The 24130-nt window shown below is 61.5% G+C and carries 21 protein-coding genes; 8 read left to right on the plus strand and 13 right to left on the minus strand.

Features of this window, described 5'->3' with window-relative positions; all coding sequences use genetic code 11:
- Window positions 1-88 precede the first annotated feature (88 nt).
- Entirely contained in the window at window positions 89-1246 is a 1158-nt protein-coding gene (locus PSH86_RS28990) for a serine hydrolase domain-containing protein (RefSeq protein ID WP_305486632.1), read from the plus strand.
- Window positions 1247-1420: 174 nt separating this feature from the next.
- On the opposite strand, the gene PSH86_RS28995 is transcribed toward PSH86_RS28990, so the two are convergent.
- The gene (locus PSH86_RS28995) at window positions 1421-2545 is read right to left on the minus strand and encodes a transglycosylase SLT domain-containing protein (protein ID WP_116833697.1); all 1125 of its coding nucleotides are present in this window, start codon (window positions 2543-2545) and stop codon (window positions 1421-1423) included.
- A 187-nt stretch (window positions 2546-2732) separates the two neighbouring features.
- On the opposite strand from PSH86_RS28995, the gene PSH86_RS29000 reads away from it, so the two are divergent.
- From PSH86_RS29000 to PSH86_RS29015, 4 genes are all read left to right on the plus strand, one after another.
- Complete coding sequence (locus PSH86_RS29000) at window positions 2733-3221, plus strand: CesT family type III secretion system chaperone (RefSeq protein WP_109752514.1); 489 nt, start codon at window positions 2733-2735, stop codon at window positions 3219-3221.
- Between the two features lie 11 nt (window positions 3222-3232).
- Window positions 3233-5347, plus strand: a complete 2115-nt coding sequence (locus PSH86_RS29005) for a type III effector (protein ID WP_305486637.1) — start codon at window positions 3233-3235, stop codon at window positions 5345-5347.
- Between the two features lie 319 nt (window positions 5348-5666).
- Complete coding sequence (locus tag PSH86_RS29010) at window positions 5667-8072, plus strand: penicillin acylase family protein (RefSeq protein WP_305486640.1); 2406 nt, start codon at window positions 5667-5669, stop codon at window positions 8070-8072.
- A 101-nt stretch (window positions 8073-8173) separates the two neighbouring features.
- Complete coding sequence (locus PSH86_RS29015) at window positions 8174-8515, plus strand: carboxymuconolactone decarboxylase family protein (RefSeq protein WP_014340738.1); 342 nt, start codon at window positions 8174-8176, stop codon at window positions 8513-8515.
- An 11-nt stretch (window positions 8516-8526) separates the two neighbouring features.
- On the opposite strand, the gene PSH86_RS29020 is transcribed toward PSH86_RS29015, so the two are convergent.
- Entirely contained in the window at window positions 8527-9492 is a 966-nt protein-coding gene (locus PSH86_RS29020) for a GlxA family transcriptional regulator (RefSeq protein ID WP_109752520.1), read from the minus strand.
- Between the two features lie 187 nt (window positions 9493-9679).
- Between PSH86_RS29020 and PSH86_RS29025 the strand changes: the two genes are divergently transcribed.
- Entirely contained in the window at window positions 9680-10318 is a 639-nt protein-coding gene (locus tag PSH86_RS29025; RefSeq protein ID WP_109752521.1) for an HD domain-containing protein, read from the plus strand.
- A 194-nt stretch (window positions 10319-10512) separates the two neighbouring features.
- On the opposite strand, the gene PSH86_RS29030 is transcribed toward PSH86_RS29025, so the two are convergent.
- The 8 genes from PSH86_RS29030 to PSH86_RS29065 all read right to left on the minus strand — a co-directional run bounded on the left by PSH86_RS29030 (window position 10513) and on the right by PSH86_RS29065 (window position 19693).
- Window positions 10513-11400 (minus strand): ABC transporter permease subunit, encoded by an 888-nt coding sequence (locus PSH86_RS29030; protein ID WP_109752523.1) that lies wholly within the window; start codon window positions 11398-11400, stop codon window positions 10513-10515.
- Window positions 11397-12317, minus strand: coding sequence for an ABC transporter permease subunit (locus PSH86_RS29035; protein WP_109752525.1), 921 nt, complete (start codon window positions 12315-12317; stop codon window positions 11397-11399). Before PSH86_RS29035 ends, PSH86_RS29030 begins: the two co-directional genes overlap by 4 nt.
- On the minus strand, window positions 12314-13456 hold the full coding sequence (locus PSH86_RS29040) for an ABC transporter ATP-binding protein (RefSeq protein WP_109752527.1): 1143 nt from the start codon (window positions 13454-13456) through the stop codon (window positions 12314-12316). Before PSH86_RS29040 ends, PSH86_RS29035 begins: the two co-directional genes overlap by 4 nt.
- Window positions 13457-13517: 61 nt before the next feature.
- Window positions 13518-14615 (minus strand): polyamine ABC transporter substrate-binding protein, encoded by a 1098-nt coding sequence (locus PSH86_RS29045; protein ID WP_109752529.1) that lies wholly within the window; start codon window positions 14613-14615, stop codon window positions 13518-13520.
- 184 nt (window positions 14616-14799) lie between these two features.
- Window positions 14800-15897 carry a polyamine ABC transporter substrate-binding protein gene (locus PSH86_RS29050; RefSeq protein ID WP_109752530.1) on the minus strand — a complete coding sequence of 366 codons (1098 nt, stop codon included), beginning with the start codon at window positions 15895-15897 and terminating at the stop codon, window positions 14800-14802.
- Window positions 15898-16094: 197 nt separating this feature from the next.
- Window positions 16095-17459, minus strand: a complete 1365-nt coding sequence (locus PSH86_RS29055; protein WP_014340744.1) for an aspartate aminotransferase family protein — start codon at window positions 17457-17459, stop codon at window positions 16095-16097.
- A 58-nt stretch (window positions 17460-17517) separates the two neighbouring features.
- Window positions 17518-18876 carry a glutamine synthetase family protein gene (locus tag PSH86_RS29060; RefSeq protein WP_109752532.1) on the minus strand — a complete coding sequence of 453 codons (1359 nt, stop codon included), beginning with the start codon at window positions 18874-18876 and terminating at the stop codon, window positions 17518-17520.
- A gap of 40 nt (window positions 18877-18916) precedes the next feature.
- On the minus strand, window positions 18917-19693 hold the full coding sequence (locus PSH86_RS29065) for a gamma-glutamyl-gamma-aminobutyrate hydrolase family protein (RefSeq protein ID WP_116833701.1): 777 nt from the start codon (window positions 19691-19693) through the stop codon (window positions 18917-18919).
- A gap of 278 nt (window positions 19694-19971) precedes the next feature.
- Here PSH86_RS29065 and PSH86_RS29070 point away from each other — a divergent pair, with 278 nt between their 5' ends.
- Window positions 19972-21348, plus strand: a complete 1377-nt coding sequence (locus tag PSH86_RS29070; RefSeq protein WP_109752536.1) for a glutamine synthetase family protein — start codon at window positions 19972-19974, stop codon at window positions 21346-21348.
- Window positions 21349-21591: 243 nt separating this feature from the next.
- Entirely contained in the window at window positions 21592-22224 is a 633-nt protein-coding gene (locus PSH86_RS29075) for a TetR/AcrR family transcriptional regulator (protein ID WP_109752538.1), read from the plus strand.
- A gap of 76 nt (window positions 22225-22300) precedes the next feature.
- On the opposite strand, the gene PSH86_RS29080 is transcribed toward PSH86_RS29075, so the two are convergent.
- From PSH86_RS29080 to ssuC, 3 genes are read right to left on the minus strand one after another with little or no spacing between them, the layout of a single operon-like run.
- Window positions 22301-22516 (minus strand): molybdopterin-binding protein, encoded by a 216-nt coding sequence (locus tag PSH86_RS29080; protein WP_003177394.1) that lies wholly within the window; start codon window positions 22514-22516, stop codon window positions 22301-22303.
- A 25-nt stretch (window positions 22517-22541) separates the two neighbouring features.
- Complete coding sequence (ssuB, locus tag PSH86_RS29085) at window positions 22542-23348, minus strand: aliphatic sulfonates ABC transporter ATP-binding protein (RefSeq protein WP_116833702.1); 807 nt, start codon at window positions 23346-23348, stop codon at window positions 22542-22544.
- The gene (gene ssuC, locus PSH86_RS29090; RefSeq protein WP_109752542.1) at window positions 23345-24127 is read right to left on the minus strand and encodes an aliphatic sulfonate ABC transporter permease SsuC; all 783 of its coding nucleotides are present in this window, start codon (window positions 24125-24127) and stop codon (window positions 23345-23347) included. The genes ssuB and ssuC overlap by 4 nt, the downstream gene beginning before the upstream one ends.
- Window positions 24128-24130 lie beyond the last annotated feature (3 nt).

The following is a 24130-nucleotide window of genomic DNA, read 5'->3' on the forward strand; positions in this document are numbered from 1 at the left end:
GATCCCTGTGGGATCCGGACCTGTCGGTGAACCGTTTGCACGACCAGCGTCACTCAAGGAAAAACACCAACCCTTGCGTGGAGCTGACATGACGCGTGCACTTGCTATCCATGGTCAATGCGACACTCGTTTCGAACCGGTCAAAGAGGCGTTTATCCGGCTGATGCAAAGCCCTTTCGAACGCGGTGCCGCCCTTTGCATCCAGATTGACGGCGAAACCGTTATCGACCTGTGGGCCGGCATTGCCGGGGCGGAACCGGACAGCCATTGGCAGCGCGACACGCTGCTCAATCTGTTTTCCTGCACCAAGCCCTTCACGGCGGTAGCGATCATGCAACTGGTCGGCGAAGGGCGGCTGGATCTGGACGCGCCGGTCTGCCACTACTGGCCGGCCTTCGCCAACGCCGGCAAAGCGTCGATCACCCTGCGCCAGGTGCTTTGCCACCGCGCCGGGCTGCCGGCGCTGCGCACGCCCCTCGCACCGGAAACCCTCTACGACTGGAACACCATGACGGACCTGATCGCCGAGGAGCATCCCTGGGCTGCGGCGGGGGAACAGCAGACCTATTCGCCCTTGCTGTTCGGCTGGATCCTCGGCGAGCTGCTACGCCGGGTGGATGGCCTGACGCCGGCGCAAAGCATTCACCGACGCGTGGCAGTGCCGCTCGGGCTGGATTTCCACATCGGTCTGGACGACGCGACCATCGCTCGCTGCGCCTACATGGCGCGCACCAAAGACGAGATCGACGATGAGGCCTTTGGCCGGGTGCTGAACGACGTGCTCACCGCGCCGACCGCCATGAGCGCCCTGGCCTTTGCCAACCCGCCGATGGTGCTGGGGCGCAGTAACGAACCCGGCTGGAAACGCATGACCCAGCCGGCGGCCAACGGACACGGCAATGCCCGCAGCCTGGCGGCGTTCTACACCGGCCTGCTCGACGGGCGCCTGCTGGAGTCGCCGCTGCTCAACGAAATGCTGTGCGAACACAGCGCCGAGTACGACCCGACCATCCAGACTCCAACCCGTTTTGGCCTGGGCGTCATGCTCAACCAGCCGGATGTGGCGAACGGCAGTTATGGCATGGGCAACGAAGCGTTCGGCCACATGGGCGCCGGTGGCACCATCGGCTTTGCCGACCCTGAACGCGGGGTGGCGTTCGGCTTCGCCTGCAACACCATTGGCTCCTACGTCTTGATGGACCCCCGCGCACGCGGCTTGGCCAATGTCGCGATGGGCTGCCTGTAGATCCCGGATGGAAGAATCAGTAGCCCGGCTGGCGCGGATCGATCGTTCCCACGCTCCTGCGTGGGAATGTCGCCAGGGACGCTCCGCGTTCCGCTTCTGGAAGGTGACGCAGAGTGTCACAGGATGCATTCCCACGCAGAGCGTGGGAACGATCGATATGGGGGGATGATCGGCTCAAACTCCTGGCGGCGCGGCCACCTCCGCCACCTGCGGCTCGGCCCCTCCAGTATCGGGTGCGGCGACCACTTGCTCTTCGCTACCGGCCACGTGGGGCAGCGCCGCCTTGGCGATCATGTCCGGTTGAGCCAGCAACCTGCGCGACGCTTCCAGGGGCATCAACAAGCGCCCCCTGGCCCGGCCACGCGCGGCAGGGTTGAGCATGCGCAACTCTCGCTCATGAACACCGGACAACAGCGCGAGGTGCGCCAGGTCCACAGGCTGCGCCAAGGCAACCATCTGGAAGTACGGCTGGTCAGCGATGGGCGCCAGGCTTACGCCATAGTCCGCGGGCGCATTCACCAGTTGCGACAGCGCCAGCAACCGCGGCACATAGTTCTGGGTCTCGCCGGGCAACGACAGGTTCCAATAGTTGGTCGCCAGGCCACGGGCGCGATTGCGCGTGATGGCGTCGCGCACCCGCCCTTCCCCGGCGTTGTAGGCCGCCAGCGCCAGCAGCCAGTCGCCGTCGAAGTAATCGTGCAGGTAGGACAAATAATCCAGGGCAGCCCGCGTCGATGACGGAATGTCCCGGCGCTCGTCGTAATCGCCTCGCTGCTGCAATTGGTAGCGGCGCCCCGTGGCGGGAATGAATTGCCACAGGCCCAAGGCTTGGGCCGGCGATTGGGCATTCGGATTGAACCCGCTCTCGATGGCCGGCAGCAGTGCCAGTTCCAGCGGCATGTTGCGCTTGTTCAGCTCGCCAACGATGAAGTGCAGGTAACGGCTGCCGGCACGCCCGGTCTGGGTGAGAAAAGCCGGGCGATCCATCAGCCAGCGGCGCTGCTCATCGACGCGCGCTACGCCCTGGGTCTTGGCCTGCAAGGAAAACCCCTGGCGCATGCGCGCCCACAGGCTACCGCCGCTTTGCGGGGCTAACTCGCCGATCTGGATGATGGTGTCCGTAGGCGCCGGCTCCAACCAGCGCAGTTGCGAGCGGTAAGGCTCGTTGGCGTAAGGATCGCCGATGGTCAACTGCGGTTCGAGGTGCTGGCAGCCATACAGCAAGGTCCCCATGGCCAGCATGGACAACCCTTTGGGGACGAATCGAAGGGCCGGCAAAGGTGCAAGTGATCGGGACATGGGCGGTCAACCTTGAATGAGGTGGCGCCATTGGGTGGCAGATCACAGGGCAGCGGTTCCACGCAGGTCACCCGGCGCGCCGGCATCGGGCGGCAGCGGCGCTCGGTTGGAACCGAAATGCCGCAGGTGTCACTCACCATGGGCAGCAGGCGCTCGTCGGCGCCTGGATGACAATACGAGGTCAATCATGGCGTCACCCACCTATTGCAAGCTGATCGATCAGCTTTGCGCCCTCACGATGATTCCAACCCCGTCAGCGTTCTACGAACAGGCGAACCTGTCGGTCAAGGATGTCGACTTTTCCCTGAAACACACCCCTGGCGTGGGCGAGGGAGATGTCTTCATCTACTGCAGCTTCGGGCCGTTGCCCGTGGCGAATCGCGAAGCGGTCCTGCAACGGTTGCTGGAAACCAACCTGTACCTGCTGAGCGGGGCGTTCTGCCCGTCCCTGTCTTACAACCGCGACAGCGAACAGGTGATCCTGATCGGCCACGTTCCCCTGGAAAACCTCGCGGCCGAACGCCTGCTCGGGTTGATGGGCGGTGCCGCTGAAATGGCGCTGATTTGGCGAGATGGCTACTTCTTCGACGGCGCCAGCCCAAACGACGCCGCCAAGGCTACCCAGCACAAACCCACCCCCCGTAGCACCGGGCTCAACAGCGCCCTGTCAATCTAGGAGAGCACGACATGCCAGATTTATCAGTAGGACGAAGCACCGGCTCGGCGGCGTTGCACCAGCAGGACGACCGCATAATGCCGGTGGGAACCAGCCTGTCCGAACAGGTTCGCCCCTCCACCAATCCCCTGGTGCCTTATCACTTCGAAGGACAAGCGACCGACAAGACCCAGCAAACACTCAGGACCCGGCAGCAACGCCTGACAGGGCTGGTCAACAGCCTCGGCAAGAAAAACCCCGAAAGCGACCCCATCGGCTATGCACGCGAGCACATGACCCTGGAAGGCACGGTATTGGGCTATGCGCCCGGCACAAGCTATCAAGACATACAAAAGCACCTGGCCGAACTCGGCGGCACGCCTCACCCGATGCTGTCGGGCCAGGAAGAAACCGAAGCATTCGTCCAGGACTTCAACGAGTACCTGGGCAAGAACGACAAGGACAGGAAGGAAAGCGGTGGCTTCGGCGCGGTCTGGGACAAACACTGCGCACGCGTGGGCGATACCCTCGGCGCCTACCATTCGTTATGCCAGGAAGTGATCGACAATACACCGGAAGGTGATCGCCAGCCTCTGCAAAACAGTCATGACGCCTTCCGCGGTTACGCAAAGGGCGTCATGCAAGCCATGACGCAAGAGCTGCCCACGCGCTTGAATACCTTCATGGAAAGCCGAATCGAGCATACGCGCAGTGCAATGAACAACGAGGGCCTTTCCCAGCCCGAACGAGACCAGGCGACCACTGAACTGAACCAGCTGCTCAAGGTTCAGGAGGAGTTTGAAGACTTTCAGGAAAATGAGGACAGCAAGCCTAGCGAGCTGACTAAAGCGACGAAGGAAAACGAAACGTTGGACACGGCGCTGAAGAACGTCGGACGCCAGGACTATGTTGCTGACCTCAAGACCACGAGCGGTTTTGTAACCGGCCTGGCGGTGTTCGCCGGGGCGGGGATCCCGCAGGGCGTGGCCTCTGCGGGCCACTTTGGCGCAATCACTGCGTCGATCGATGAGACAATGGCCGACGCCTCCTACGGCAAGCATGTCGCGGCGACCTCGACTGTCCTTGGCACCGCACACAAAGTGATCAGCGACGGCATCCGTCCATTCGTCCAGGTCGTGGTCGACAAGACCATCGGCGCGGGTCTGGCAAAGGTCGATCCGCTGGCGGTGTACCCCAAGGCCTTGCAAGTCGTCACGCAGAACGGGCAGCGGGTCGCCAACCCTGCACTCAATGCGCGCAATCTCGCGCAGGAGCAACAGCGCAACGAATTCACGCTCAAGCAGAACGCGAACAACTTCGGCACCGCGAGCGGCGACTTCACCGGCTACCTCGCCTTCGGTGCCGCTCACGCAGTGCGGGACACCATCGACCAGTTCACCTCAGTCAACGCTGGTGGCATCGTCGCCCGCACAGCGGCCTCCGCCGTAGGCGGCACCTTCATGGCCGGCGGCCAGGCCGTGGCAAAATACGCCCAGACCCATGGTGACGAGGAGATTCCTACCTACCGGGTCACCAAGGAAAACCGCAACTGGAGCGAACTCCTGCCCAAGGCGTTTTCCGAAGCGACAGGAAAGCTCAACCCACTCAACATGGCCAATGTCAGCGACCTCACCAACCGGATCGTCGGCGTGGGCGAAGGGATCGCCATGCGCACGGCGGTGGGCGACGCCGCCGCGGTGGGTGAGGATCCGGAAGTGCGGGAAAAAATGGAGCAGATCGTCACGACCTTCTTCTCCTCCGGCCTGACCCTGCTCCCATTCTTTGCCAATAGCGTGGCGGCACCGCTCGAAAACAAGGCGCTGGCCGGCAAAGACGACCTGACCCAGCGAGCCAAGGTACCGCTGCAAAACGTTGCACATCCAAACCGGGACAGCCTGCCCCACACCCAGCCCGCAGGCTGGCGGCGGGACCTTGAAAACACCTACCACGTGACGCGCGGCCTTACCCAGATCATTCCGCAAGCCACTATCGCCGGGCTTAACCTGGGGGCCGACAAGATTCAGAGCATGGCAACACGGCCTAAAAATCCTGGCGCCGGCGACAATATGGAGCTGGCGGAACGCGGCGAAGCGCGGCCCCAGGGCGGGCCGTCCAATGAAACTGCACCTACCCCCCGGCCAAGCTGATGAACCCGTCGGGCCTTCCTTCGATGGCTCGACGGTCAACGGCTGAAACCTCCCTTCTATAACCGGCCGCAGGAGCCCCCTGCGGCCGGCCCTCGCGACACACGCCGACTCACATCCCTTTGCGCTTCGACGACGGCAGACGTGATTGCTGTGCCGATCAACGATAGCCTTGCGATTCTCCGCGCCGCTTATACTCCGACCCGCACGACGGTCTGGAGCAAATCCCTCCGACGGGCGATACGCCGGGAAGCAGCCGTATGCTAAACAGGGAATCAACAGCGAGACCATGGGACCGCTGTCACCAGAATAAGGAATCACCATGAAGCGCACCCTCATCGCCTTCCTGTCACTGGTCGTCACCGCGATCATCGTCGCGGGCGGCTACCTCTACAGCAAGCAACCCACCCGCCAGGGCACGGTGCAGTTGCAAGGGCTGCATGGCTCGGTGACGGTGCGCTACGACGAACGCGGGGTGCCGCATATCCGCGCCGAAAACGAAACCGACCTGTACCGCGCCCTCGGCTATGTCCATGCCCAGGACCGGCTGTTTCAAATGGAGATCATGCGTCGCCTCGCCCGTGGCGAGCTGGCCGAGGTGCTGGGCCCCAAACTGCTCGACACCGACAAGTTGATGCGCAGCCTGCGCATCCGCGAGCGCGCCGCGACCTATGTGACCGAACAGGATCCACAATCCCCGGCCTGGATCGCCATGCACGCCTACCTGGACGGGATCAACGCCTATCAGGACAGTCACACCCGGCCGGTGGAATTCGATGTGCTGGGCATTCCCAAGCGCCCCTTCACCGCCGAAGACACCGTGAGCATTACCGGCTACATGGCCTACAGCTTCGCCGCCGCGTTCCGTACCGAACCCCTGCTGACCTACGTGCGCGATGTGCTGGGTGCCAACTACCTGAACATTTTCGACCTCGACTGGCAGCCTCAGGGCGTGCTGGCCGAAGGTCGCAAGGGTGGCCTGCCGCTGGCCGCCGCCGACTGGAAAGACCTCAATGCCCTGGCCCGCCTGAGTGAGCAGGCCCTGGCCGACAACGGCCTGCCGCAGTTCGAAGGCAGCAATGCCTGGGCGCTCTCCGGCAGCCGCACCCACAGCGGCAAGCCTTTGCTGGCCGGCGACCCGCACATCCGTTTTTCCACGCCTTCGGTGTGGTACGAGGCGCATTTGTCGGCCCCAGGCTTCGAGCTCTACGGGCATTACCAAGCACTGCTGCCCTTTGCGACGCTGGGCATGAACCGGGATTTCGGCTGGAGCATCACCATGTTCCAGAACGACGACCTGGACCTGGTCGCCGAGAAGATCAACCCGGACAATCCCGAGCAGGTCTGGTATCGCGGCCAATGGGTCGACATGATCCGCAGCGAACAGCAGATCGCGGTCAAGGGCCAGGCGCCGGTGACGCTGGTGCTGCGCCAGTCGCCCCACGGCCCGATCGTCAACGATGCCCTCGGTGCGAACGCCGGCAAGACCCCGGTCGCCATGTGGTGGGGGTTCCTGGAAAGCCGCAACCCGATCCTCGAAGCCTTTTACCAGCTCAACCGCGCCGATACCCTCGCCAAGGCCCGTGGCGCTTCGGCCAAGATCCACGCACCGGGGTTGAACGTGGTGTGGGCCAACGCCAAGGGGGACATCGGTTGGTGGGCCGCCGCGCAACTGCCCAAGCGGCCGGCCGGCGTGAAGCCCGGCTTCATCCTCGATGGCAGCAGCCCGGAGGCGGAAAAGGAAGGCTTCTATCCATTCAGCAGCAACCCGCAGGAAGAGAACCCGGCGCGGGGCTACATCATCTCGGCCAATTTCCAGCCGGTGCCAGCCAGCGGCATCGAGATCCCCGGTTACTACAACCTCGCCGACCGTGGCCAGCAACTCAACCAACAGCTCGGCGACAAGCAGGCGAAATGGGACCTGGAAACCACCCAGAAACTGCAACTGGGCACCACCACCGCCTACGGCCCTCGCCTGCTTGCGCCTTTGTTGCCGGTGTTGCGTGACGTGGTCAGCGACCCTCAGGAGCGCAAATGGGTAGAGCAACTGGCACAGTGGCCGGGCGATTACCCACTGGACTCCACCAGTGCAACGCTGTTCAACCAGTTCCTGTTCAACCTGGCCGACGCGGCCCTGCACGATGAGCTGGGCGACGGTTTCTTCGACACCGCACTGTCGACCCGGGTGATCGACGCGGCCCTGCCACGCCTGGCGGCCTCCGGGGACTCTCCATGGTGGGATGATCGCACGACCCTTGGCACGGAGACCCGCGCCGACACCGTGAAAAAGGCCTGGGACAAGAGCCTCGTTCACCTGAAGGCCACCCTCGGCGAAGACGCCACGCAATGGCAATGGGGCAAGGCCCACACCTTGACCCATGGCCACCCGCTGGGCCTGCAGAAACCCCTGGACCAGATCTTCAACGTCGGCCCGTTCGCCGCGCCGGGCACCCACGAAGTGCCCAACAACCTCTCCGCCAAGATCGGCCCGGCACCGTGGCCAGTGACCTACGGGCCTTCGACCCGGCGCATCATCGACTTCGCCGACCCGAGCCACAGCGTCACCATCAACCCTGTCGGCCAGAGCGGCGTGCCGTTCGACAGGCATTACGAGGACCAGGCCGAGGCCTACATCGAGGGGCTGTATCACCAGGCGCACCTGGCCGAGGAAGAAGTGACGGCCAATACCCATGGCACCTTGAAACTGCTGCCGGCCCGGGCGCCCTGAATCGGGCGCGCAGGTCTTTTTCATCACCACCCGGGCTTGATCGTCATGGATGGTCAAGACTACAGGGGCTAAATCCCGTCTCTTCCATAGGAGTCAACGCTATGTTCAATAACTGGTCCGAACTGCTGCCCACCATCAAGAGCGCCTTTGGCGCCCTGGGCAAGAGCAATCCGAAGATGGTCAAGGCTTACATGGCCCTGGACGAAGCCGCGGCTGAAAACAACGTGCTCGATGCCAAGACCCGTGAACTGATCTCCATCGCCGTGGCCATCACTACGCGCTGTGACGGTTGCATCGGCGTACACACCGACGCCGCCATCAAGGCCGGCGCCACCCGCGAAGAAATCGCCGCCACCCTGGCCACCGCCGTGTCATTGAATGCCGGCGCGGCGTACATCTACTCCCTGCGAGCCCTGGAAGCCCATGACGCGTTGAAGAAGTGAGGGGCTGACACCTACGCCAGCGCGCCGAAATTCAGCCTGAATCGCTGCGGCGTCACGCCCAGCCTGCGATTGAATACGCTGCGCATGTGCTGGGCATCACGAAAGCCGCATTGCCAGGCCACGGTCTTGAGCGGGGCGCGGGTGCTTTCCAGCATTACCCGCGCCGCGTCCACCCGGGCCTGCTCGACGAACTCCGCTGGCGTGACCTTCGCTTCCCGGGTGAACACCCGAGAGAAGCTGCGCGGGCTCATGTTCACGGCATTGGCCAGGTCGGCGATGGTCAGGTCACCGTTCAGGTGCGCCAGTACATAGGCCTGGACCTGGGCCACGGTGGACGTCGGCTCAGCGTGGGGTGCGAGAAAAGGACTGAATTGCGACTGCCCGCCCGCGCGCTGGGTAAACACCACCAGCCGCTTGGCGACACTCAGCGCCACGTCCGGCCCATGGTCCTGGGCCAGCAGGAACAACGACAGGTCGATGCCTGCGCTGACCCCGGCGGAGGTGTAGAGCTGGCGATCCTGCACATACAAACGATCCGCTTCGACCCGGGTCGAGGGACACAGCTGCGCCAGCGCCGCGGCGTCACCCCAATGGGTGGTGACGGTCCGCCCCTCCAGCAATCCAGCCCGGGCCAGCATGAAAGCGCCATTGCAGATCGACCCAAAGCGCCGGGCCCGTCCACAGGCCTCCCGCAGCCAGGCATCGAATCCTGCCCCAAGGTGCATGAACGGCAGCTGCGGCCCGCCCGCGACCAACAGCAAGTCGTAGGCCTGCCGAGCCTCGCTGAAATGCCGATGGGCATTCAGGGACAAGCCGTTGGAGCAGGACATTGCGCCTCGCTCGGCGCCGATCACTTCAAGCCGATAGTGGTCCTCGGCGACCAGGAACCGATTGGCTTCGCTGAACACGTCCATGGGCCCGGTAACGTCCAGCGACTGGACGCCAGGGAATACCACGACGGCGACGACTTTCTGCATGGTGCTCGCTTGCCTTCGAGTGGAACGACTCCAGCACCCTAGCCAATTCGCGTCCCGGAAGCCATCTGGCACGAAACCCAGGTTTATTGGCAAGGATCGCAGCCATGGGAACATTGTCCGGCTACCTTGCGGCGAACAGACTGGAACCCTCGGCGCCGCACTGGCCCATCGTCAAGAGGAGAACAGCATGAACAGCATCGCCGGCATCAAGATCCCCGACAGCACCCTCGCCCGCGCCACCACCGAATACATCCGCGATATCGAATCCGACTTGCTGTACCACCACTCCCGCCGGGTATTTCTGTTCGGCGCCTTGAGTGGCCAGCGTCGGCAGTTGGCCTATGACCCGGAGTTGCTGTATGTCGGTGCGATGTTCCACGACCTGGGCCTGGTGGAGGGTTATCGCAGCGATGATGAGCGCTTCGAAGTGGATGGTGCGAACGCGGCCGCGGCGTTCCTCAAGCCCTACGGGTTGAGCGATGACGACATTGAGCAGGTGTGGCTGTCGATTGCCTTGCACACTACGCCGGGCGTACCCAAACATCTGCGCCCCACGGTGGCCCTGGTGACCGCTGGCGTGGAAATGGACGTGCTGGGCATGGACTACGCCGCGTTTCCCGCCGCACAGCGCGACGCCGTGGTGCACGCTCATCCGCGTGGGGAAGGGTTCAAGGAGTGCATCATCTGCGCCTTCGCCAACGGTTTGCGGCATCGTCCGCAGACCACCTTTGGCAATGTGAAGACCGATGTGCTGGTGGATCAGGAGCCGGGGTTCAAACCGATGAACTTCGTGGAGGTGATCCGTACTTCGCCTTGGCATTCGTAGCCAGCACGCCCCACCGCTATCGCGAGCAGGCTCGCTCCCACAATGGGATCTGCGTTCGACCGCGGATTTGTAGGCGAACAAAAAACTGTGGGAGCGAGCCTGCTCGCGAAAGCGATGCATCAGCCAACATGAATGTTGGATGTACCTCCGTCTTCGCGAGCAAGCCCGCTCCCACATTAGGCGCCAGTCTCGGGTCAGACCGGTGCGGTCTCGGCCCGGCGGACTTCCGGTTGTTTCCAGGAGTCGGCGGCGCTTTCTTCGATGGCTTGCTGGATCGCGCGCTTGCGATTTTCTTCGGCGCGACGGCTGAAGTACCAGACCAGGAAGGTCACCAGCGACACGGCCAGCAGGATCAGGCTCGCCACGGCGTTGATTTCCGGTTTTACCCCCAGGCGTACCGCCGAGAATACTTCCATCGGCAAGGTCGTCGAACCAGGGCCGGAAACGAAGCTCGCCAGCACCAGGTCGTCCAGGGACAACGCGAAGGACATCATGCCCCCCGCCGCCAGTGACGGCGCGATCATCGGGATGGTGATCAAAAAGAACACCTTCCATGGCCGCGCACCGAGGTCCATGGCCGCCTCTTCGATGGACAGGTCCAGCTCACGCAAGCGCGCCGAGACCACCACCGCCACATAGGCCGCGCAGAACGTGGTGTGAGCGATCCAGATCGTGACGATGCCACGTTCCTGGGGCCAGCCGATCATCTGTGCCATGGCCACGAACAGCAGCAACAGCGACAGGCCGGTGATCACTTCCGGCATCACCAACGGCGCAGTGACCAGGCCACCGAACAGCGTGCGGCCCTTGAAGTGGGTGATGCGGGTCAGCACGAAAGCCGCCAGCGTACCCAGGGCCACTGCGGCAATCGCCGTGTAGCAGGCGATTTCCAGCGAACGCACCACCGAGCCCATCAACTGAGTGTTGTCCAACAGGCCGACGTACCACTTGATCGACCAACCGCCCCATACCGTCACCAGTTTCGAGGCGTTGAACGAGAAGATCACCAGGATCAGCATCGGTGCGTAGATGAACAGCAAACCCAGCACCAGCATCAGGCTTGAAAAACTGAAGCGCTTCATTCCTTGCCCTCCATTTCTTTGGCCTGACTGCGGTTGAACAGGATGATGGGCACGATCAGGATCGCCAGCATCACCACTGCCAGGGCGGATGCCACCGGCCAGTCGCGGTTATTGAAGAATTCCTGCCACAGCACTTTGCCGATCATCAGGGTTTCCGGGCCGCCCAGCAGTTCCGGGATCACGAACTCGCCCACCACGGGGATGAACACCAGCATGCAACCGGCGACGATGCCGTTCTTGGACAGCGGCACGGTGATTTTCCAGAAACTGTTGAAGGTACTCGAACCCAGGTCCGACGCGGCTTCCAGCAGGCTGGGGTCATGCTTCACCAGGTTGGCGTACAACGGCAGGATCATGAACGGCAGATAGGAGTAGACGACGCCGATATAGACCGCCAGGTTGGTGTTGAGGATTTGCAGCGGTTCGCTGATCCAGCCCATGCTCAGCAAGAAGCCGTTGAGCAAGCCGTTGTTGCTGAGGATGCCCATCCACGCATAGACGCGGATCAGGATCGCGGTCCAGGTCGGCATCATGATCAGCAGCACCAGCACCGTTTGCATCTCTTTACGGGCGTTGGCGATGCCATAGGCCATCGGGTAGCCGATCAGCAGGCACAAGACGGTGCTGATCAGGGCCATTTTCAGCGAGCCGAGGTAGGCGGCGATGTACAACTCGTCCTCGCTCAGCATCGCGTAGTTGGCGAGGTTGAGCAGCACCTGCAGTTTCTGGTCGACGTAGCTGTAGATCTCGGTGTACGGCGGAATGGCCACATCGGCTTCAGCGAAGCTGATCTTCAGGACGATGAAGAACGGCAGCATGAAGAACAGGAACAGCCAGAGGAAGGGCACCCCGATGACCAGTTGGCGGCCACCGGGCGTTATTCGGTCGAGTCGGCGTTTGAATTTGCGCATGTTCATGAGCGAAGCACCACGCCGCTGTCGTCTTCCCACCAGACGAACACCTGGTCGCCCCAGGTCGGCCGCTGGCCACGGCGTTCGGCGTTGGCGACGAAGGACTGCACCAGCTTGCCGCTCGGCAATTCGACGTAGAACACCGAGTGACCGCCCAGGTAGGCGATGTCATGGACCTTGCCGCTGGACCAGTTGTTTTCGCAAGTCGGCTGCTCGGCGGTGACCAGCAGTTTTTCCGGGCGAATGGCGTAGGTCACGGACTTGTCCTGCACCGAGGTGCTGATGCCGTGGCCAACGTAGATGTTGCGGTCCAGGTCCTTGCAAGTCAGCACCGCGTGGCCTTCGGCGTCGTCCACCACTTCGGTCTCAAAGATGTTGACGTTGCCGATGAACTCGCAGACCAGCCGGCTGGTCGGGGTTTCGTAGATGTCGATCGGGCTGCCGATCTGGGCGATCCAGCCCAGGTGCATGATCGCGATGCGTTCGGCCATGGTCATGGCCTCTTCCTGGTCGTGGGTCACCATGACGCAGGTCACGCCGACCCGCTCGATGATCTCCACCAGTTCAAGCTGCATTTGCGAGCGCAGCTTCTTGTCCAGGGCACCCATCGGTTCGTCGAGCAGCAACAGCTTTGGCCGCTTCGCCAAGGAACGGGCCAGGGCCACGCGCTGGCGCTGACCACCGGAAAGCTGGTGCGGCTTGCGCTTGGCGTACTGGCTCATCTGCACCAGCTTGAGCATTTCGGCCACGCGGGCATCGATCTCGGCCTTCGGGATCTTGTCCTGTTGCAGGCCGAAGGCGATGTTCTGCGCCACGGTCATGTGGGGGAACAAGGCATAGGACTGGAACATCATGTTGATCGGCCGCTCATAGGGCGGCATGTCGGTGATATCCACGCCGTCGAGGAAAATCCTTCCCTCGGTGGGCCGCTCGAAACCGGCCAGCATGCGCAGCAAGGTGGATTTGCCCGATCCCGAACCGCCGAGCAAGGCGAAGATCTCGCCTTTCTTGATTTCCAGGGACACATCGTCCACGGCAATCGTCTCGTCGAACTTCTTCGTGACCCGGTCGATTTTGACCAGCACCTGCTTGGGTGTCTGGTCGCCCTCGAGGGCTTTCTTATAGGCGCCGGAGGCAACTGCCATTTACGAAACTCCCACAGAATTTGCAGTTCGCCCCACGCGGACGAACCTAAGAGTGTTGACGTTATTTACCCGACTTGACCTTGGTCCAGCTGCGGGTCATGAGTCGTTGGATCTTGGGCGGCAACTCGGAGTTGACGTAGAGCTTGTCGACGACCGCTTGCGGTGGATAAACCGCTTCATCGGTGCGTACTTTCTGGTCCATCAGCTCGCCAGCCTTCGGGTTTGGATTGGCATAACCGACGGTGTCGCTGACCTGGGCGATCACCTCAGGCTTGAGCACATAATTGATGAAGGCATGGGCCTGCTTGACGTTGGTGGCATCACGCGGGATCGCCAGCATGTCGAACCAGAGGTTGCCGCCTTCCTTGGGGATCACGTAGGCGATTTCGACGCCTTTGCCGGCCTCGCTGGCGCGGGCGCGGGCCTGGAAGATGTCGCCGGAGAAGCCGGCGGCCACGCAGATCTCGCCGTTGGCCAGATCGGAGATGTACTTGGAGGAATTGAAGTAAGTCACGTAAGGCCGGATCTTGAGGAGCTGGGCCTCGGCCTTCTTGTAGTCTTCAGGGTCTTCGCTGTTGGGATTCAGGCCCAGGTAATTGAGCATCGCCGGGATCATCTCGTCGCCCGAATCGAGGAACGAAACGCCGCAGCTGGACAGCTTCTTGATGTTTTCCGGCTCGAACAGCATGGCCCACGAGTCGATCTTCTCGACGCCCAGGACTGCCTTGATTTTCTCGACGTTGTAGCCAATGCCGTTGGTGCCCCACAGGTAAGGCACGGCGTACTGGTTGCCCGGGTCGTTCTTTTCCAGGCGCTTGAGCAGCGCAGGGTCGAGGTTGGCGTAGTTGGGCAACTGCGCCTTGTCGAGCTTCTGGAACGCCCCGGCCTTGATCTGCTTGCCCAGGAAGTGGTTGGACGGCACGACCACGTCGTACCCGGTACGCCCGGCCAACAACTTGCCTTCCAGGGTTTCGTTGGAGTCGAACACGTCATACACCGGCTTGATGCCAGTGGCTTTTTCGAAATCCGCCAGGGTGGTCTCGCCGATGTAGTCCGACCAATTATAAATATGCACGGTGGAGGCAGCCTGGACGCTGACGGCGAGCGTCAGGCCGGCACCGGCCAGCAAGGCGTTGCGTAACAAAGAAAAGACTGGCACGTGGAGGTCCTCTTAAATAGTTGGGCCCAAGTTGCCCCCGTCACTTGGCCAAGAGAGGCCCTGCAACAAAACCGGCGCGCAACTTACCCTCGATAAACCGATCCAGCAAAACTTTTAGTTATTTAATTGCTCCTGTTGCCGCCGCCGCGATGACAGCGACAACAGGAAGATGCTTCCGGCCGGCTTACTTACCGGATTTGATCTTGGTCCAGCTGCGGGTCAGGATCCGCTGGGTCGCGGACGGCAGATCGCTGATGGCATACAGCTTGGCCTTCACTTCATCCGATGGATAAATGCTCGGGTCACCGGAGATTTCCTTGTCCACCAAAGCGGTGGCAGCCTTGTTGCCGTTAGGGAAGCGCACGTTGTCGGTGATCTCCGCCATGATTTCCGGCTGCATGATGAAGTTCATCCATTTATAGGCGGCTTCGACATTCTCGGCATCCTTGGGAATGGCGACCATGTCGTAGAACGAACCGGCACCTTCCTTGGGAATGGTGTAGGCCACTTTCACTTTGCCGCCAGCCTCGGCAGCACGGCTCTTGGATTGCTCGATATCACCCGAGTAGCCCACGGCTACGCAGATGTTGCCGTTGGCCAGGTCGGAAATGTATTTGGACGAGTGGAAGTAACCGATCGATGGACGCAACTTGAGGAACAGCGCTTCGGCCTCGGCCAGTTGCTTCTTGTCCTGGGTGTCGGTCGGGTAGCCAAGGTAATGCAGGGCCACCGGAATCATTTCGGTTGGCGAATCGAGGAAGCTCACGCCGCAGCTCTTGAGCTTGGCGATGTTCTCCGGCTTGAGCAGGGTGTCCCAGGAATCGATCTTGTCCACGCCCAATGCGGCCTTGACCTTCTCGGGGTTGTAACCGATGCCGATGGTGCCCCACATGTAAGGGAAGGCATGTTTGTTGCCCTGGTCGCTGGCATCGCCGACAGCCTTGAGCAGGTCGGTGTCCAGGTTCTTCCAGTTCGGCAGCTTGGACTTGTCCAGCTCCCGGTAGACACCGGCCTTGATCTGCTTGGCCAGGAAGTTGTTCGACGGCACCACGATGTCATAACCGGACTTGCCGGCCAGCAACTTGGCTTCCAGGGTTTCGTTGCTATCGAACACGTCGTAGACGACTTTGATCCCCGTTTCTTTCTCGAACTTGGCAACAGTGTCCGGCGCGATGTAGTCGGACCAGTTGTAGACGTGCAGCACTTTATCGTCCGCCTGAACGGCACCCGCCATCACGCCCATCAGGGACATGGCGAGGAGGGTCTTGCCAGCTATCTTCATACCTAATGTCTTCATGCCTAATGCCTTCATGAAAAAGTGCTCCAGTTATTCTTCTTAGCCACAGTTCAGTAGCCGACTCTCTGGCAACTTGAACAGGCGGTAGTCTGGCAAGTTACAGGGCAGGCTTTCAACACAAGCCCGGCCTTTTGTTCACGCCGGGCGAGGCCCTTGCAGGCACCTCGCTCAGAGCCTAGCACTTAGCCTTGCAACGCACTGAGCGTCAGGTCCAGGCATTGCCGCGCCTTGGTCACCAACTCATCGATCTCGGCCTTGCTGATTACCAGTGGCGGCGCAATGATCATGGTGTCACCCACCGCGCGCATGATCAGCCCGTTATCGAAACAGAACTGCCGGCAGATCATGCCCACGCCCTTGCCTTCGTAGCGCTTGCGCGTGGCCTTGTCCTGGACCAGTTCGATCGCACCCAGCAAACCGACCCCGCGCACTTCACCCACCAGCGGATGATCGTTCAGCTCCCGCAAACGCTTCTGCAAATAGGGTGCCGTTTCAGCATGGACACGCTCGATGATCTTTTCGTCGCGCAGGATGCGGATATTTTCCAAGGCCACCGCAGCGGCCACCGGGTGACCGGAATAGGTAAACCCGTGGTTGAAGTCACCGCCTTCGTTGAGCACCGCGACCACGTCGTCGCGCACGATCAGACCGCCCATGGGGATATAGCCGGAGGTCAGGCCCTTGGCGATGGTCATCATGTGCGGTTTCAACCCGTAGTGATCGGTACCGAACCACTCACCGGTACGGCCGAACCCGCAGATCACTTCGTCGGCCACGAACAGGATGTCGTACTTGGCGAGGATTTCCTTCATGCGCGGCCAGTAGCTGTCGGGCGGCACGATCACGCCGCCGGCACCCTGGATCGGCTCGGCGATGAAGGCACCGACGTTGTCCACGCCGATCTCCAGGATCTTTTCTTCCAACTGGTTGGCCGCCCAGACGCCGAACTCTTCGGGGCTCATGTCGCCGCCTTCACCGAACCAGTAGGGTTGGGCGATGTGGACAATGCCCGGGATCGGCAGGTCGCCCTGTTCGTGCATATAGGTCATGCCGCCCAGGCTCGCGCCGGCCACGGTCGAGCCGTGATAACCGTTCTTGCGGCTGATGATGACTTTTTTGTTCGGCTGGCCCTTGATTGCCCAATAGTGGCGGACCATCCGTAGCATGGTGTCGTTGCCTTCGGAGCCGGAGCCGGTGAAGAACACGTGATTCATGCCTTCAGGGGCGATGTCGGCGATGGCTTTGGACAATTCCAGCACCGGCGGGTGAGCGGTCTGGAAGAACAGGTTGTAGTACGGCAGCTCGCGCATCTGCTGGCTGGCGGCATCGGCCAGTTCTTCGCGACCGTAACCGACGGCCACGCACCAGAGCCCGGCCATGCCGTCGAGGATCTTGTTGCCTTCACTGTCCCAGAGATACACGCCTTTGGCGTGAGTGATGATGCGCGGGCCTTTCTCTTTGAGCTGCTTGAAGTCGCTGAACGGCGCCAGGTGGTGATCGTTGCTCAGGGCCTGCCATTCACGGGTTTGCGGGTTATTGCGGGTCATGCCAATTCTCCTGTTATCGGTGGGGGCGAAGCTGCCTCAGGCAGCTCCGCCCGGCGCTTCAGACGGCAAAGAGCAGGAATTCCCGCTCCCACGAACTGATCACGCGCTTGAAGTTTTCATGCTCGGCCCGCTTGACCGCGACGTAGCCTGTGATGAATTTCTTGCCCAGGTATTTCTCGATGGTGGTGCTGTTTTCCATGCGTTCCAGAGCGTCTTCGATGGTCAGCGGCAAACGCAGGTTGCGGCGTTCGTAGCCTCGGCCCACCACCGGCGCGCTCGGGTTGATGCCTTCGACCATGCCGATGAAGCCACACAGCAGGCTGGCGGCAATCGCCAGGTACGGGTTGGCATCGGCGCCCGGCAAGCGGTTTTCCACCCGACGGTTCTGCGGCCCGGCATCCGGCACGCGCAGGCCCACGGTGCGGTTCTCTTCGCCCCACTCCACGTTCACCGGTGCCGAGGTGTCGGGCAGGAAGCGGCGGAACGAGTTGACGTTGGGGGCGAACAGCGGCAACAGCTCGGGAATGAACTTCTGCAGGCCACCGATGTGGTGCAGGAACAGATCGCTCATGGTCCCGTCGTCATTGGAGAAGACGTTCTTGCCGGTTTCCTTGTCGATGATGCTCTGGTGCAAGTGCATCGCGCTGCCCGGCTCGCCGGTCATGGGCTTGGCCATGAAGGTGGCCGCCACGTCATGCTTGAGCGCCGCCTCGCGCATGGTGCGCTTGAACACCAGGATCTGGTCGGCCAGGGACAGGGCATCGCCATGACGGAAGTTGATTTCCATCTGCGCCGTACCGTCCTCGTGGATCAAGGTATCGAGGTCCAGCTCCTGCAATTCGCACCAGTCATAGACGTCTTCGAACAGCGGGTCGAATTCGTTGGCCGCTTCGATCGAGAAAGACTGACGACCGGTTTCCGGGCGGCCGGAACGGCCAATGGGCGGTTGCAGCGGAAAGTCCGGGTCGTCGCTGCGCTTGGTCAGGTAGAACTCCATTTCCGGCGCGACGATCGGCTGCCAACCCTTGTCGGCGTAGAGCTTGAGCACCTTCTTGAGCACGTTGCGCGGCGACAGCTCGATGGGATTGCCCTGCTTGTCGTAGGCGTCGTGAATGACCTGGGCGGTGGGCTCGATGGCCCAGGGCACAAGGAACACTGCGTTCTCGTCCGGGCGACAGATCATGTCGATGTCGGCTGGGTCGAGCAGTTCGTAATAGATGTCGTCTTCGACATAGTCGCCCGTAACGGTCTGGAGCAGAACGCTCTCGGGCAGGCGCATGCCTTTCTCGGCGATGAACTTGTTGGTCGGCGAGATCTTGCCCCGGGTGATACCGGTCAGGTCGCCAATCATGCATTCGACTTCTGTGATCTTATGGTCTTTCAACCAATCGGTGAGCTGGTCGAGGTTGTTACTCATAAATGCCTCTAGGCGTGAGTTTCCTGACTGCTATTAGTCGTCAGGCGTTGTTTGACGCATCGGCGTCGCGTTGTGTTGCCCTTGCTCGGCAGGCATCGCCAAATGCCTGGAAAATCGCAAGGTAGTGCGGGTTAGAGCTTACCTCCCATTCAGGGTGCCATTGCACACCTAAAGCAAAAGCCTTGCCTCCTGGCACCGAAACAGCCTCGATCAGGCCATCGGGCGCCACCGCTTCGGCCCGTAACCCGGGCGCCAGCCGCTCGATGCCCTGGCTGTGGATCGAGTTGACCTCTATCAGTTGGGGCAGACCCAGGCCTGCCAGTACACCGCCGGGCTGGATATGCACGGCGTGGGCAGGACCGTATTGGACATCCACCGCTTGAGTGTCGTCTTCACGATGATCGATGAAGGTTCCGACTTCATGAACTTTCTGATGCAGGCTGCCGCCAAAGGCTACGTTCATCTCCTGGAACCCACGGCAGATGCCCAGCACCGGAATGCCGGCAGCGACAGCGGCGCGGATCAGCGGCAAGGTGGTGGCATCCCGTGCAGGATCATGAGCAGTGCCCGGCGCGCTGGCGGGGCCCTGATAATGAAAAGGTTCTACATTAGAAGGAGAGCCGGTAAAAAGAATGCCGTCCAGGGCGTCCAGAATATCGGACGGCGTGAACAGATCCGCCAGGGACGGAATCAGCGCTGGCAAGCCCTTGGCGGCTGTCGCGACAGCCCGGGAATATTTATCGCCACTGATGTGATACGCATGCAGACCAATCTGCCTGGAGCAGGTGGTGACGCCGATTAACGGCAGGCGAGACATGAAGCACCCCGGTATTATTGCTGTTATGGGTTTGAATCGAGCTTAGCCTTGTTCATTTTTTTACACAACACCCCCGTAAAAAATACAACACGGCCCGCTCAAGCCTGCGGGCGCCAAGCCCGACAAAGGGGAAAAAACGCCCTAAATTGCCTCAAAAAAGCCCCACAGGTGCTTTTTTAGGGCAAAAAAGGCCCTGCTTGACTTCGGCATGCCGTTCGGGTTGACTGGGTTTCGAAGAGATCAATGATTGATATTTTTAACAACAAAGGTGTTGCATCATGTCGGTACCCCCGCGTGCCGTTCAGCTTAACGAAGCGAACGCGTTCCTTAAGGAACATCCTGAGGTTCTGTACGTTGACCTTCTGATTGCGGATATGAATGGTGTGGTGCGCGGCAAGCGCATAGAACGCACCAGCCTCCACAAGGTTTACGAGAAAGGCATCAACCTGCCGGCCTCCTTATTTGCCCTGGATATCAATGGCTCTACGGTGGAAAGCACCGGCCTGGGCCTGGACATCGGCGATGCTGACCGAATCTGCTATCCAATCCCTGACACCCTGTGCAACGAGCCTTGGCAGAAGCGCCCCACCGCGCAACTGTTGATGACCATGCACGAACTCGAAGGCGAGCCTTTCTTCGCCGACCCGCGTGAAGTCCTGCGCCAGGTCGTGACCAAGTTCGATGAACTGGGCCTGACCATCTGCGCCGCATTCGAGCTGGAGTTCTACCTGATCGACCAGGAGAACGTGAATGGACGCCCACAACCGCCCCGCTCGCCGATCTCCGGCAAACGCCCGCACTCGACACAGGTCTACCTGATCGATGACCTCGACGAATACGTCGATTGCCTCCAGGACATTCTGGAAGGGGCCAAGGAGCAAGGCATTCCCGCCGACGCCATCGTCAAGGAAAGTGCCCCGGCGCAGTTCGAAGTGAACCTGCACCACGTGGCCGACCCGATCAAGGCCTGCGACTACGCGGTCCTGCTCAAGCGCCTGATCAAGAACATCGCCTACGACCATGAAATGGACACCACCTTCATGGCCAAGCCGTATCCGGGCCAGGCGGGCAATGGTCTGCACGTCCACATTTCGATCCTGGATAAAGAGGGCAAGAATATTTTTGCCAGCGAGGATCCCGAGCAGAACGCCGCACTGCGTCACGCGATCGGCGGTGTGCTCGAGACCCTGCCCGCGCAGATGGCTTTCCTCTGCCCGAATGTCAACTCCTACCGTCGTTTCGGCGCACAGTTCTACGTGCCGAACTCGCCGACCTGGGGCCTGGACAACCGCACCGTGGCCCTGCGCGTTCCTACCGGCTCGGCCGATGCCGTGCGCCTGGAACATCGCGTTGCCGGCGCCGACGCCAACCCGTACCTGCTGATGGCCTCCGTGTTGGCGGGCGTGCATCACGGCCTGGTCAACAAGATCGAGCCCGGTGCGCCGGTGGAAGGCAACAGCTACGAGCAGAACGAGCAAAGCCTGCCGAACAACTTGCGCGATGCCCTGCGCGAGCTGGACGACAGCGAAGTCATGGCCAAGTACATCGACCCGAAATACATCGATATCTTCGTGGCCTGCAAGGAGAGTGAGCTGGAGGAGTTCGAACACTCCATCTCCGACCTTGAGTACAACTGGTACCTGCATACCGTGTAAGCGGTTGCGGTAAAAAGAAACGCCGCAGGCCTTATGGCCTGCGGCGTTTTTTTATGTATTTGGGTGAATGGCCGCCTTCGGCGGATCGCGAGCAAGCTCAGCTCCCACAGGGGTTCTTTGTGATCATTTGACCTGATTCACAATGTATTGCTCTATGGGAGCAAGGCTTGCCCGCGATGAGGGCTCGGCAGACAACACAGAAATCGACTCGTACAATGCCCGGCAGCCCCGCAGGAGAGCTTCATGACACGCATCGCCACACCCCGCAAACCCCGCGCACGCAGCCAGGCCCGGATCGACACCATTCTGGATGCCGCCCGTGCGCTGCTTGCCGCCGAAGGCGTGGCCAGCCTGTCGATCTACAGCGTCGCCGAGCGCGCCGGGATCCCGCCCTCTTCCGTGTACCACTTCTTCGCCAGCGTCCCGGCCCTGCTCGAAGCCCTGACCGCCGACGTCCACGCCGCCTTTCGCGCCTGCCTGCAAGCACCGATCGACCATGCCGCGCTGAACCATTGGCACGACCTGTCACGGCTGGTGGAGCAGCGCGTGCTGACCATCTACAGCCAGGACGCCGCCGCCCGCCAATTGATCCTGACCCAGCATGGCCTGACCGAAGTCACCCAGGCCGACCGTCAGCATGACCTCGAACTGGGCGCCCTGATGCATAAGGTTTTCGACCACCATTTCGAGCTGCCAAGCCTGCCCGGCGACGTCGACGTGTTCGCCCTGGCCATGGAGCTGGGCGACCGTGTCTATGCACGCTCGGTACAACAACACGGCCAGATCACCCCGCGCATGGCCGAAGAAGGCATGCGGGTGTTCGATGCGTACCTGGGGCTGTATCTGCCACCGTATTTGCCCAAGCGCCCTGATTGATCGTTCCCACCCAGAGCGCGGGAACGAAAAAGCCCCGAAGGGCTCACGCCGTCCGGGGCTGTGGGTGGAGCATCGCTCACAACTTGGCGATAGACACCTCGGTGGATTTTACGAAGGCGATCACTTCGCTGCCGATCGCCAGCTCCAGCTCTTTGACCGAGCGTGTGGTGATGACCGAAGTGACGATGCCCGAAGCGGTCTGCACATCGATTTCCGACAGCACGTCGCCTTCGACGATTTCCTTGATGGTGCCTTTGAACTGGTTGCGTACGTTGATGGCTTTGATAGTCATGGTGTCGATTCCTGTCTGGATGAAGTTATTGCGCCCAACGCAGTTGCGTGGGCAAGGGTGAAACGGGTTCGGGTTCCGGCGGTTGGCCGGGCAAGGACAGCACTCGGTTGAGGACTTCGGTTTCCAGGCTCGCCAGGCGATGAGAGCCGCGAACCCGTGGGCGTGGCAGGTCGATAGCCAGGTCGAGGCCGATCTGGCCGTCCTCGATCAGGATCACCCGGTCGGCAATCGCCACCGCCTCGCTGACGTCGTGGGTCACCAGCAACACGGTGAAGCCATGCTGCTGCCAGAGGTTTTCGATCAGTTGCTGCATTTCGATACGGGTCAGGGCGTCCAGCGCCCCCAAGGGTTCGTCGAGCAGCAACAGGCGTGGCTGATGAATCAGCGCACGGGCCAGGGCCACCCGCTGTTTCTGTCCGCCGGAAAGCGCCGCCGGCCACTCATGGGCGCGGTCGGCCAAACCCACCGCTTCCAGTGCTTGCAACGCTTGGGGACGCCAGTTGCCCTTTAGCCCGAGGCCGACGTTATCGATGATTTTTTTCCAGGGCAGCAATCGCGCTTCCTGGAACATCAACCGCGTGTCCTGTTGCGCGGCACTCAACGGTGCCGAACCCGCCAGCAATTGGCCGTCGGTGGGTTGATCGAGGCCGGCCAGCAAGCGCAGCAAAGTACTTTTGCCACAGCCACTGCGACCAACCACGGCCACGAACTGCCCGGCCGGGATATGCAGGTCGATGTCACGCAGCACTTGGCGCGAGCCGAAGGTTTTTTGCAGCTTGCGCACCGCCAGCGGAATGCCTCGCAGCAGGCGCGGAGGTTGTTGGGCGGTCATGCGGCACCTCCCTTGTTCACTTGATACGCCGGATGCCAGCGCAGCCAGACTCGCTCAAGCCCGCGGGCCGCAAGATCGGCCAATTTGCCCAGCACGGCGTACAGGAGAATCGCCAGCACTACCACATCGGTCTGCAGGAACTCCCGGGCATTCATCGCCAGATAACCAATACCGGAACTGGCCGAGATGGTTTCCGCCACGATCAACGTCAGCCACATGAAGCCCAGGGCAAACCGCACGCCCACCAGGATCGAAGGCAAGGCGCCCGGCAGGATCACTTGGCGAAACAGGCTGAAGCCGGACAAGCCATAGCTGCGGGACATTTCCACCAGCGCCGGATCGACGTTGCGAATCCCGTGATAGGTGTTGAGGTAGATGGGAAACAGCGTGCCCAGCGCCACCAGGAAAATCTTCGCCGACTCATCGATGCCGAACCACAGGATCACCAGCGGAATCAGCGCCAGGTGCGGGACGTTCCGGACCATTTGCACGGAGCTGTCCAGCAAGCGTTCGCCCCATTTCGACAAGCCGGTGATAAAGCCCAGGGTAAGGCCGATGCCGCCGCCAATCAGGAAACCGACCGCGGCCCGCCAGCCGCTGATGGCCAGGTGCGTCCAGATTTCGCCACTGCGCACCAGGTTCACCCCAGCTTCGATCACCGCCACGGGTGCCGGCAGGATCCGCGTGGATAACCAACCCGCCGACACCGACAGTTGCCAAACCGCCAGCAATAGCAGCGGCACCGCCCAGGGCGCGAGATTGTGGATAATTTTCTTCATGGC

The sequence above is a fragment of the Pseudomonas sp. FP2300 genome (assembly GCF_030687595.1).
GTDB lineage: Bacteria > Pseudomonadota > Gammaproteobacteria > Pseudomonadales > Pseudomonadaceae > Aquipseudomonas > Aquipseudomonas bijieensis.